General features: G+C 32.3%; 12 protein-coding genes. 4 read left to right on the plus strand and 8 right to left on the minus strand.

Annotated features, from left to right (window positions below; all coding sequences use genetic code 11):
• The first annotated feature begins 45 nt into the window (after nt 1–45).
• On the plus strand, nt 46–825 hold the full coding sequence (locus tag FLACOL7796_RS11050; RefSeq protein WP_173970846.1) for a DNA/RNA non-specific endonuclease: 780 nt from the start codon (nt 46–48) through the stop codon (nt 823–825).
• Between the two features lie 210 nt (nt 826–1,035).
• On the opposite strand, the gene FLACOL7796_RS11055 is transcribed toward FLACOL7796_RS11050, so the two are convergent.
• The gene (locus tag FLACOL7796_RS11055) at nt 1,036–2,571 is read right to left on the minus strand and encodes an MFS transporter (RefSeq protein ID WP_173970847.1); all 1,536 of its coding nucleotides are present in this window, start codon (nt 2,569–2,571) and stop codon (nt 1,036–1,038) included.
• 84 nt (nt 2,572–2,655) lie between these two features.
• Here FLACOL7796_RS11055 and FLACOL7796_RS11060 point away from each other — a divergent pair, with 84 nt between their 5' ends.
• On the plus strand, nt 2,656–3,495 hold the full coding sequence (locus FLACOL7796_RS11060) for a helix-turn-helix domain-containing protein (RefSeq protein WP_173970848.1): 840 nt from the start codon (nt 2,656–2,658) through the stop codon (nt 3,493–3,495).
• 344 nt (nt 3,496–3,839) lie between these two features.
• Here the strand turns inward: FLACOL7796_RS11060 and rpe are convergent, their stop codons facing one another.
• The 7 genes from rpe to FLACOL7796_RS11095 all read right to left on the minus strand — a co-directional run bounded on the left by rpe (nt 3,840) and on the right by FLACOL7796_RS11095 (nt 10,638).
• Nucleotides 3,840–4,502 (minus strand): ribulose-phosphate 3-epimerase, encoded by a 663-nt coding sequence (gene rpe / locus FLACOL7796_RS11065; protein WP_173970849.1) that lies wholly within the window; start codon nt 4,500–4,502, stop codon nt 3,840–3,842.
• Between the two features lie 452 nt (nt 4,503–4,954).
• Complete coding sequence (locus FLACOL7796_RS11070) at nt 4,955–5,818, minus strand: sigma-70 family RNA polymerase sigma factor (RefSeq protein WP_007804760.1); 864 nt, start codon at nt 5,816–5,818, stop codon at nt 4,955–4,957.
• A gap of 157 nt (nt 5,819–5,975) precedes the next feature.
• Complete coding sequence (locus FLACOL7796_RS11075) at nt 5,976–6,227, minus strand: hypothetical protein (protein ID WP_173970850.1); 252 nt, start codon at nt 6,225–6,227, stop codon at nt 5,976–5,978.
• A gap of 203 nt (nt 6,228–6,430) precedes the next feature.
• Nucleotides 6,431–7,177, minus strand: a complete 747-nt coding sequence (locus tag FLACOL7796_RS11080; RefSeq protein ID WP_173970851.1) for a LytR/AlgR family response regulator transcription factor — start codon at nt 7,175–7,177, stop codon at nt 6,431–6,433.
• Entirely contained in the window at nt 7,170–8,900 is a 1,731-nt protein-coding gene (locus FLACOL7796_RS11085; protein WP_173970852.1) for a tetratricopeptide repeat-containing sensor histidine kinase, read from the minus strand. Before FLACOL7796_RS11085 ends, FLACOL7796_RS11080 begins: the two co-directional genes overlap by 8 nt.
• Before the next feature lie 145 nt (nt 8,901–9,045).
• Nucleotides 9,046–9,468, minus strand: a complete 423-nt coding sequence (locus tag FLACOL7796_RS11090; RefSeq protein WP_173970853.1) for a hypothetical protein — start codon at nt 9,466–9,468, stop codon at nt 9,046–9,048.
• Nucleotides 9,469–9,675: 207 nt separating this feature from the next.
• Entirely contained in the window at nt 9,676–10,638 is a 963-nt protein-coding gene (locus FLACOL7796_RS11095; protein WP_173970854.1) for a hypothetical protein, read from the minus strand.
• Between the two features lie 102 nt (nt 10,639–10,740).
• Between FLACOL7796_RS11095 and FLACOL7796_RS11100 the strand changes: the two genes are divergently transcribed.
• Nucleotides 10,741–11,487 carry an LA_2272 family surface repeat-containing protein gene (locus tag FLACOL7796_RS11100; RefSeq protein ID WP_173970855.1) on the plus strand — a complete coding sequence of 249 codons (747 nt, stop codon included), beginning with the start codon at nt 10,741–10,743 and terminating at the stop codon, nt 11,485–11,487.
• A 4-nt stretch (nt 11,488–11,491) separates the two neighbouring features.
• Nucleotides 11,492–12,094, plus strand: a complete 603-nt coding sequence (locus FLACOL7796_RS11105; protein WP_173970856.1) for a CDP-alcohol phosphatidyltransferase family protein — start codon at nt 11,492–11,494, stop codon at nt 12,092–12,094.
• Nucleotides 12,095–12,147 lie beyond the last annotated feature (53 nt).

Genomic DNA, 12,147 nt, shown 5'->3' on the forward strand with positions numbered 1-12,147 from the left:
TTTGCTAAAGCTGAATTTTAGAAGAAAAATAAAAATAGTAAAGGAATGAAGAATTATATTGTTTTAGGTTTGATAGGCTTTATGTTATTGTCGTGTAAAAAAGAAATAGATAGCAATGGCGAATTACAGGAAGCACAAACGTCTTTTGTTTCTAATCAAAACAGTACAGATTCGTTATATACTTATGCTTATTTGCCAACTTCTACAACCAAGCAAATTGTAAAACATCAGTATTATACCCTATCCTATAATGAAAAGTTTGAGCAGGCAGAATGGGTTGCGTATGAACTGAAGAAAGAGTATTTGAAAAACGGGAATTATAAACGTCCTTATTTTATTGAAGATCCAAGTGTAACGACGGGTTCTGCAGATTGGAGAAATTATAAAAAATCCGGTTATGATAAAGGACATCTTTGCCCTGCCGGAGATATGGAATTTGATCAGAAAGCCTATAATGATACATTTTATACTTCGAATATCTCGCCACAGGATCACGCTTTTAATAGCGGAATCTGGAATCGTTTAGAACAAAAAACACGTTATTGGGCTGATAAATACAATGATATTTATGTAGTAACGGGAGGGATTTTGAAAGATTCGGATAAAAAAATAGGAACAGGAAAAGTAGCTGTTCCTAAATATTTTTATAAAATTATTTTAGCTAAAAAAGGCAAAGAACATAAAGCAATTGCTTTCTTGGTTCCTAATCAAGATAGTAATAAATCACTTTACGATTTTGTAGTGCCTATCGAAACTTTAGAAAAAATGACCGGAATTGATTTCTTCCCGAATTTAAAAAACCTAAAAAGCAGTAAAGATTTTTAGTTGCTAAAAGTAGATTTATAAATCTTAATCAAAAGTTTAAATGTGCCGTTAGGCACTAAAATATTGGTAGAAAACAGGAATAGAAATATTTAGCGTGCCGTAGGTACGCAATAGTTATCGTTTTGTTGCGTACCTACGGCACGCCAGGATCTTAGAGCTTAATTTTTTACCAATATTTAGTGCCTAACGGCACAAACTGTAGACCTTTAATTATAAATTGCTTTGAGTTTTCTTTGGATTAAACAATATAAAACTCATTATAGCCAAAATCCAGACGCCAATTCCCCCGTAAAGCAATATCATTTCGAAACCATGAGCCAATGCATCATGTAATATGGATTGGGATGAATCTAGTGTTGCTAATTGAGGAAAATCCTGATTAAGAGATGAGAAATTTCCAGCCGCAACTTTTTCTGAAATAGATTGTAATGTTTTTGAATCAATAGCTCCTGAAAAAGCATTGTTTAAATACGAGAGTATTCCTTGTACAAGAATAAAACCCATCAAAGCGATATTTATTGATAAAGTAATTAATCTGGCACTCATATCGATTCCCGAAGCCATACCTGACCGATTTGCAGGCACTGAGCTTGTAGTGGTGTTGGTAACTGGCGTATTGGTTAAACCTAACCCAATTCCTGCCAGTAAAGAGCCCGGAAGCATTGTGAGCCAGCTGGCGTGTTCTGCAATGCTGCCGTATCTCATAACGATAAAACCCAATCCTATAACAAATAACCCTAACGGAATTACAATTCCGGAGCGATATCGAACCGAAAGATATTCGGCAAAAGGCGGAATTACTAAAGTAGGAAGAGTATAAGCTAATAAAGAAAGCCCTACGGTTACAACATCGTATCCCAGACAACTTTGAAAATAAATAGGGAGATAAATGATGAAAGGCCAAAAGCTGAAATTCATACCAATAGATCCAAAAATGGCCCCTGAAAAATTACGTATTTTAAAAACCGAAAAATCAAACATGGGATAAGGATTGGTTTTTTCTACCCATAAAAACAATACAAAGCTTATTAATGTAACTGCTAAAATGCCCAAAGCTATTGGGCTTGTAAAACCAAGATCAGGTCCTTGCGTGATAAAATACGTTAATCCAAATACGGCGAAAGATAATGTAATCATTCCCCATAGATCTATTTTTTTAGCGTCAGCATCTTTAGATTCATCTACATAACCATAAACGAGAATTGCAGCAAGAACCGCAATAGGTACGTGTATTAAAAATACCCATTGCCAGGATAATATTGCGATAATAGAACCGCCTATTATGGGACCAAAACCCAATCCGACACCAAGAATAATTCCCCAGATACTAAAAGCCCTGCTGCGTTCTTTTCCTTCCTGAAATTGATGTGATAAAGTAGCTATCTGGCAAATTAGCATCGCGCCGCCGCTTACTCCCTGAAAAAAACGACTGATTACTAATAAAGCTACATTGTCTGCCAAACCGCAAACTAATGATGAGATACTAAATAAAATTAAGGTAATGATCAATATACGTTTTCGGCCGTAGCGGTCGGCCAGAGTTCCGGCTGCCATTAAAACTGTGGTACAGCCTATGGTATAAATATTCATGATCCATTGCATGTCTTTTAGATTTGCGTTTAGTACTTTTTCAAGTGTGGGAAGGATGACCGGAACACTCGAAATTTCAAGAGAGAACATCAAGGTTGCCAGGCAAATAGCGACTAAAGCGATGTTGTTTTTGGTAGAGGATAATTTTTGCTTCATTTTTAAATTATATTTTTAGCAAAAATAAACTGAGTATTGTTCTTTTATCAGTATAATTTAATGATAAAAAAGTACTTTTGTGGTATGAGAAAAGAAAACATGCATCAATCGGTAGAAGTGCTTTACAAAAAAGTAGATGAGTGCCCAATTGTAAATTCACAATTCAGTTTTTTTCAGATGGTTTATGTGATTTCAGGAAATGGATTTCTTCATATTAATGGGAACGCCATATCCTATCAGGCAGGCAATCTAATGCTACTGACACCAAATGATTATCATAACTTTGATATTATAAATACGACAGAGTTTTTATTGGTGAAAATTAATAGCGAATATGTAAAAGAATACAAATCAAAAAGTATCGATCATATAGGTTGTTTATTGCACTATGCAACACATTTATCCGGTTGTATTTTAAAGCAAAAAGCAGATGAATTTCTTGTAAAATCGATATCAGATTCGTTGATTCATGCGATAGCCAATAAGGATATTTACGATGAAGATTTAATTACTCATTATGTAAATGCTCTTATTGTAATTGCCGCCAGAAACATTGCGAAAATAAAACCAACAGGAGTAAAAGAAAGTGCAGATAAAAGAATCCTGGAGATCATTAATTATATTCAGGCTCATATTTTTTGTCCTCAAAAACTGAAAGCTTCGGCAGTAGCAAAGGAATTTGATATCTCTGATACGTATTTGGGAAGTTATTTTAAAAATCATTCCGGAGAAACGATTCAGTCTTTTATTTCAAATTATAAAATACGGCTGATAGAACATCGATTGCGTTTTAGCGATATGAGAATTAACGAAATTGTGGAAGAATTTGGTTTTTCAGACGAAAGTCATCTCAACAAATTCTTTAAGAAACATAAAGAGATCAGTCTTACTGCGTATAGAAAAGCTAAAGTTTTATCGAATTGATTTTGCTTTTTAGCTACATATTCAAGAAAGTTATTGTTGAGGGCTTTGACATAGAAGAGTCTTTAACTTGAATTGTCTATAAAGGAACGCGGATGACACAGATTTACAAAAGTAAAATCGCAGATTAAAAACGGATTTTAAAATAATCAAAAATAAAATCCGCTTAATCCGTGTTTTCGCTTTAGCGAATCCGTATGATCCGCGTTCCTTTGACAAAGGGTTAGATAGAATTAAAAAGATTATAAAGTTTTTTTACGCAGATCCTGCAGATTTAATTTTGAAATTAAATCACATAAAAAAGCCGAAGATTTCTCTTCGGCTTGGTTTTTTATTTCGTTTAAAACTTAGAAAGTTGTCAAAGCTTTTAATTCTGCAATAGTCTGAGTTGGATTTTCTGCTTTAAAAACAAAACTTCCGGCAACTAAAACATCAGCTCCGGCTTCTACTAATTGTTTAGCATTTTTACTTGTTACACCACCGTCGATTTCAATAATTGTCGAAGCGTTTTTACGAGTAATTAAATCTTTTAATTTTTTTACTTTATCATAAGTATTTTCAATAAATGATTGTCCTCCAAAACCAGGATTCACACTCATGATACAAACTAAATCAATATCATTAATAACATCTTCTAATAAGTCGATATTAGTATGAGGATTAATGGCAACTCCGGCTTTCATTCCTTCAGCTTTTATAGCTTGTAATGTTCTGTGTAGATGTGTACAAGCTTCATAATGAACTGTTAAGCCGTTAGCGCCTAAATCAGCGAAGGTTTTGATGTATCTATCCGGATCGATAATCATTAGGTGTACATCGATATATTTGTTTGCATGTCTTGAAATTGCTTCTAAAACTGGCATTCCAAAAGAAATATTCGGAACAAAAACGCCATCCATAATGTCAATATGAAACCAATCAGCCTGACTGTTGTTGATCATCTCGACATCACGTTGTAAATTGGCAAAATCAGCTGCAAGAACAGAAGGAGCAATAAGTGTATTCTTCATTTTGTGTAGTTGTGTGTTGTGTTATTTTTTGCAAAGATAGATTTTTTTATGATTTGCATTGAAATTTAACCGCAATCCCGATAGCTATCGGGAGCAAAGCATTTTTATTTTTTGCAATGTATAAAAAACGCAGAGTTCGCAAAGCTTTGTGTAGTTGGCATTTCTAAAAAAAAAAACTTATACAAACCCTTGCGAACTTTGCGTAAATCTTTGCTCCCGATAGCTATCGGGATTGCGGTTAAATAAAACTTTGTGGTTAAAAAAACACCATCCATCATAAAAATAAAAAACTCCGGTAATCAGCCGGAGTTTCAATCATCAATCAAAAAACGAACAGTCAATCAAACTGTTGTTTGCTTTAAAGTCCAATATAAGCACTTTCGTAATAAATTCCAAATCCCAATCAAATAATTGGAATTTGGAATTTAAAAATATTGGATTTATGTTTTAAATTATCCTAAGTAAGTTTTAAGGATTTTACTTCTTGAAGTATGTTTTAATCTGCGGATTGCTTTTTCTTTAATCTGACGAACACGCTCACGAGTTAAGTCGAAAGTTTCTCCAATTTCTTCTAAAGTCATTGGGTGTTGATCGCCAAGACCAAAATACAAACGAACAACATCTGCCTCTCTAGGAGTTAATGTTTCTAATGAACGCTCGATTTCAGTACGTAAAGATTCGTGAATCAACTCTCTGTCCGGGTTTGGAGATTCTCCAGAACGTAAAACGTCATAAAGGTTAGAATCTTCACCTTCAACAAGAGGTGCATCCATAGATAAGTGACGACCAGAGTTTTTCATAGACTCTTTTACGTCATTTACAGTCATGTCAAGTTCTTTTGCAATTTCTTCAGCAGAAGGCGGACGCTCGTTAGATTGCTCTAATAAAGCGTACATTTTGTTGATTTTATTGATAGAACCAATTTTGTTTAATGGTAAACGAACGATACGAGATTGTTCTGCCAAAGCCTGAAGGATCGATTGACGAATCCACCATACAGCGTAAGAGATGAATTTGAAACCACGAGTTTCATCAAAACGTTGAGCCGCTTTAATTAAACCTAAGTTTCCTTCATTAATTAAATCAGGAAGAGTTAATCCTTGATTTTGATATTGTTTAGCAACCGATACAACGAAACGTAGGTTGGCTTTTGTTAATTTTTCTAAAGCTCTTTGATCACCAGCCTTTATTCTTTGTGCTAATTCTACCTCTTCATCAGCGGTAATTAGGTCAACTTTTCCAATTTCTTGTAGGTATTTGTCTAACGATGCAGTTTCACGATTGGTTACCTGCTTGGTGATTTTAAGTTGTCTCATGTTTTTTGTCTCCTCAATTTTTAAGTGTACAAGTAGTTATACGTAAAGAGATGCAAAAAGGTTACAAAAAAATAAATTTTTATTTAAAATAAAAAAACACCCAGACTTAAAAGCTTAAGTGTGAAGTGTTTTTTGTTGAAAAAGGGGCAAGCTTTTTTTACTCAGATAAGTCATCATAGACATCTAACATATCATCGAATATTCTTTTTAATGATTTTATATATAATGGAAACGCAAAAATGAGGAGAATGTATTCTTTTCGAAATACAGTAACATCATCAAGGATTTCGTACAAACTTGGGATAATCAATGTTAAAGAAACAGCAATACCAACCCAAGGATTATTTTTTATTTTTTTTAGAATAGATAAAACTTTCATGTCTGGTTGTTTGGTTAGTGCGATTCTCATTTTATGGTGATACTATTTGGGGTTTCTTGAGCGTAAAAGTAATTTTGATTTTTTTGTTTGAAGTTAAAAATGTCATGAAAGCTATTTTTTGTGTCATGAAATTTTAGAAACCCCAAGCAGATTGGGATATTTCTTTCAAAGCATAAAAAAATCCTCTTTATTCAAGAGGATTTTTAATGTTGTTATTTTTTAGATGAAATTTTTTAAGACAAAATATTCATCTTTTTTATAAAGTCTTTATAAGTATCGCTCAGGTTTATTTTATGATCGCCTTTTAAAATGATAAGATTATCTGCCAGAATGATTTCTTCGATTTTATCTGTATTCACGATTGTGTTGCGATGCGTTTTTACGAATTTATTTTTATCAAGCAAATTACTGATTTTGGTCAGCGAGATCTGAATGACAAATTTTTCTTTTTCGGTAATAATATTACAATAGCGCTCTTCGACTTCTATGAAAAGAATCTCGTTTATGGCTACTTTTTTCAGTGAGTTTTTTTTCTTTATAAACAAGTAATCATTGCTCACAACGGTATCTTGTTCTTCGCTCATAAAAACATTCGTTTGAGCATAGAATTTCTCTACCGCCATTTCTATAGCGTAAAGAATTTCGAGTTCATTAAAAGGTTTCATCAAAAAACTAAAAGGCTTGGTAAGTTTGGCTCTTTCAAAAATTTGACGATCCTGAGAACTGGTTAAAAACACAAAGGGTTTAGAAGCGTTTGGAATTATATTAATAGATTCAGCAAAAGTAATTCCGTCTGGTTTTCCGTCCAGAAAAACGTCAATGATAACAATATCTGTCGTATTCTCGTAAAAAAGTTTTAATGCATCTGTAAAATTGGTGGCTACGCCTGTAATGGTATAATTGTTCTCGACCAGAACCTTAACAAGTGCATCACTTTGTTCAGGAGTGTCTTCTATGATTAAAACATTAATATTATCCATTGGTTCTTGTTTTTGGGAAACTCAATATCATTTTGGTCCCTTTGTTAATCTCACTTTCTATGGCTAAAGTTCCGCTGTTTTTCCTGATCATTTGTTTGCATAACTGTAAGCCTAAACCAGTTCCTATAATTTCAGAACCACTTTTTTTAGCCAAAAGTTCTCCTTCTTGCAGTAATTCTTTAATGGTGTTTTCGCTCATTCCAATTCCGTTATCTTCGATTATAAGATCGCAAAAATCAGGATTGGTTTCCTGAGTGTAAAAACTTATTTTGCCATTTTCATTAGAAAACTTAATCGCATTGTCTAATAAATTTCGAAGTACGATTTTTAAAGAATCAAGATCTACAAAAATAAAGATATTTTTCGAAACCGAATTTTCAAAAGTAATGGCTTTGTCGAGGAGTAAAGGTTTATAGTTATATTCGATTTGCTGTACAATAGAATATAAGTGAATAGATTCCTTGTGAAAATAAAGTTGTTTGGTTTGCAGCATTGCCCAATGCAGCAAATTATCTAATAAGCTATAAGCGCCATTGGCAATAGTGCTATTTTGGATGATAAGTTGGTGGAGCTCATCATAATTTTTAGTTTCGAGCGTGGCGGATAATTTAGCATTACTCGTTTTTAACGCATTTACAGACGATCTCAAATCATGACTTACAATAGAAAATAACTGATCTTTAGTAGCATTGAGTTCATCGAGTTTGTTTTTTTGCAGTAAAATAGTTTTTGCATTTTTTACTTTTTGACCGTACAAATAAACTCCTCCGGTTAAAATTAGTAGTAAGCCTATTGAAGCAAAAAACAAACTGTTACGTTGTGTATCTTTTAATTTGTTTTCAACTTCTAATACTTTAATTTGTTTTTGTTTTTGAGCAACTGCAAACTTTTTCTCAAAGTCAGCGACGGCCCAAATTTTATTTTGATTATTTAAGGAATCTTTCCATTGCTCTGATTCTTTTCTATAGACTAGAGCTTTTTTGTAATCAGCTCTGTTTTCTTCTACGACAGCCATGTTGAAGGCTGAGTTCTCTTTTAATTTGAAATCTTTTATGTTTTTAGATAATTTATAGGCTTTCTGAAAATAATAGATACCTTGTTCGTCTTTATATTGTTCATAATAAAAGTTTGCAATATTTATATAGGATCGAACTAAGCTTTTTGTGGCTTTTTTAGGATTTAAAAGAGTCTCTTTTTTTAAATAAGATTCTGCATTGTCAAATTTATTGAGATGCATATAACAAATTCCAATATTTGTATATAAATTGGCTATTTCATTTTCATCATTATGATTCAGTATTTCATTTTCGGATTTTAAAAAATAAACAATTGCTTTTTCAAAATTTTTTTCAAAATGAAATAAATGTCCAACATTGTAATCGACTAGATAATAGTATTGGAAAGATTTGTCTATTAAGCCAAATTCTACTAGTGCTTGTTTGTAAAGTCCTTTCTTCTTTAAGGAATAACCTCTAAAATAATGGCAATATTCTTTTGTCTCTAAATCAGAATCGAAATTCAATTGTTTCATTGAATAGACCAATGTGGAGTCCCATTCTTCTTTAAAAAAAAAAGATTGTGCTTTATTAAAATTAATTTCTTTTTTTAATGAACTTGCTTTTTTTTGAATAGCAATATCAAAATAATTCAAACTTTCCTGTGATAAAGCAATTGAAGTTAAGAAAAGAAAGAGTAAAAGAAAGTTGTGTTTTTTTTGAATCATTAATTGACATTTTATAAAATCACAAAAAAAAATGGATTGTATGAATGTTGTATGGATTAATCGTCATTAAATATTTGCCACAAAAAGATAGGGTTCTATAAAACGTGGCAAATATATAATAAGTTTAAGCTTATCTATGGATGAATTAATCTGCCGAACTTGTCTTTGTGCCTCTAGATAGTTTTGGATCGTCTCCTAGTCCACCACCTACAGTAGGAACTGTATATTGCAAGTAAGAGATCACTTCTGTTATATCTCCAACAGTATCAGAGGTGTAATCTGTTTCTACATAATAAACATCATAAGTATCCGGAGAGACTTTGTCCCATATATAGTCAAAGTAGATTGTGAAAGTACCATCTTTTTCTATTGCTGTATCCACTGTCGGTTTTTCTGATTCTACAGCATTGATATACAATGTAGCACAGATCTTTAAGGTTTTTACTCCTTTATTGTCATAAAAGTTTGCGGAAGCCAGAGGAGGAATAGGGAAAGTTAGATTTTGGGGATCTTTAAATTTAAAATCTTCACAGTTGATTTTTTTGTTTTGAACGACTTTTAATGTCATAATAGGGTTTTTAGGGTTAATACGTTTATTTTTGGTGGGTTAAAGTTATTTTTTTTCTTCGAATAAAGGATAAAATTAATGTGTTTTTTTTAGTTTAATTCCCGTTAAAAAATAAATAAGGGTTTATGTTGAATTTCAGGAAAATAAGAAACCCAAATTCTATTAAAGAATTTGGGTTTTTAAGTAAATCTTTAATCGAATCTGTTTTTAAAAAAGCAGATCGACTTGAGAGTTTATTTTTTCGATATAATAGTCAATCTTTCTAATGGCTCTGTTAAAGAATAAGTTTTGCTCTTTAATACCTGATTGTCCTAAAGGTTTTGAGCTACTAATTTGCTGTTTAAAAAACTGATGTACGTTTTTGCAACTATCATCATTGTCAGTGATAAAATAACCAAGTAAAGTATAAGGGACAAACATGGTTAATTTTTGGTCAGTTTCTATAAGCATGTTGTTGTTGAGTAAGATCAGTTCGTTGTAATAAATAGCAAAATTAGTATTGGGTTTGTTGCATTTTTCCTGTATTAGATTGATAATCCTTTTTAAATCTTTGCAAAGTGCATTGGCACTTTTTAAATCGAGCAAACCGGCTTCATGAAAATACAGAATTTGCTGTAGACTGCTGTTTATAGTAGTATCGTTCCAGATTTCGTTTACAAAAGTGTTTTCGTATGCTTTTTTTAGTTTTTGCATGAACTCGGTAAAGGATTCTTCGATAACAAAATTCTCAAAAGAAACTTTTTTCTGATTTGTATTTAAAAGATTCAGCCAGACAAAAGCTTTGAATTTAGACAGAATAGTTCCGTCCATAAAATAAAATAGCGGAATATCTTTTGCAGAATAGTAAAGTATGGTTTCGGGATGCTTTGTTAGTATTTCAACTTGTTCTGCCGAAGATTTAAAATACTGAAGCATATCTTTTAAAGTCTCGATTTCGATGGTTTTCTCGACAATGACTTTTTCTTTGTTAGAAAATAAATTATCCAAAGAAATATTGAAATGATGGGCAAGTTTTATTGCTTCATCTATAGAAAATTTGCTCTTTTGAGATATTCTGCGGTGCGAAGCGTCATAACTAATTTCTAAAATAGCCGCTATCTCATCTATTAAAGAAACTGACGGAGAAACTTTAAGTCTAATTGCTTTTAATAAGGATTCCTGGTATTTCATAATTTGTGATAATCACAAATATAGCAAATAGTTTTATTGATTTATGCAAATTCATATGTGATAATTGCAATAGGTTTGTCTTGTAATTTTAAAACTATAATTATGAAAACATCATTTTTAGTACTCTTATTATTTGTGTTTGGAGTAATACATGCTCAGGATACAATTAAAAGCCCGGTTATTGATTCTGTTAAACTGCATTCGCAAATTTTTAGTCTTTCTCCAATTTCTAAAAAAATAGACAAAGTAAACGGACTTGTTCTTGGAGTTGGCCATGTTGAAAATAAACATATAAGTTCTCAGGTAATTAACGGTGTAAATATAGAAGCAAATCCGGCACCGGCTGTTGGGGCATTAATGGGATTTATGTCTTTGATGTATCTGCCGGAAATTATTAAAAACAATAAAAGAACCCACTACGTTAGAAATAGTGAAGAGGATTATAAAATTAAAAACATGAGTTACACGCCCGAATTGAAATTGAATGGTTTGAATATTAGCTCTGGATGTTTTTTTACCACGACGAGTATGAACGGATTGAATATTTCGGCTGGAAATAAGTTTAAGGATTTTAATGGACTTTCGGTGACTGTTTTAGGAACGATTGCTGATCATCAAAACGGACTTTCGGTTGGTGTTTATAATGCTAATAATAATTTGAGTGGTTCAACGATTGGAGTCTACAACCAATCGTATCAGTTAAGTGGTTTGCATATCGGGGTTTTTAATCAAACGAGAATTAATAAAGGTTTACAGGTTGGAGTTTTTAATAAGTCGAACTCTAAGGGTTTTCAGTTAGGGATTTGGAATGTTAACAATAAAAGGTCAATGCCTTTTTTAAACTGGTAAAATCATGAAAAGAGTTCCTGTGTTGCTTATTGGTATTCGATTACTGTTGGGTTTCGTAATGATTTTTATTGCGAATAGTAATTTTGCCTACGTTAGGATGATTTTAGTGTCATTAATGATATTTGGATTGTTGACTGATATTTTTGATGGTATCATTGCCAGAAAGGTAGGTGTGTCGTCTGAAAAATTAAGAAGAATGGATAGTCAGGTCGATTTGGTTTTCTGGCTTTGCGTGGGCTGGTGTACGTGGTTATTAAATCCCGAAATAATAATTGAGCACCAATTTGCTATTATTTCAATTTTTGTAATGGAAGGACTAACGTACGTTTTTAGCATTTTAAAATTTGGAAAAGAAACATGTACACATGCGCTCTTGTCTAAATTATGGGGAGTGACTTTACTTATTGCATTTGTTTCGATGATAGGTTTTGGTCATGCAGGAATTCCTTTTTTTCTTGCAGTATTTTTTGGAGTAATAGGGCATATTGATGTGTATCTCATTATTTGCTTTTTACCAAAATGGACACATGACGTGCCTAGTTCTTATCATGCTTATTTAATTCGGGATGGAAAATCAATTAAGAGGCATAAATGGTTTAATGGATAAATTACCTAAGATTTGAAAGAGATCTAAAAACGAAAAACCCCAATTCAATTGAA

It is taken from the genome of Flavobacterium bizetiae (assembly GCF_902804475.1).
In the GTDB taxonomy this organism is placed as follows: Bacteria; Bacteroidota; Bacteroidia; order Flavobacteriales; family Flavobacteriaceae; genus Flavobacterium; species Flavobacterium bizetiae.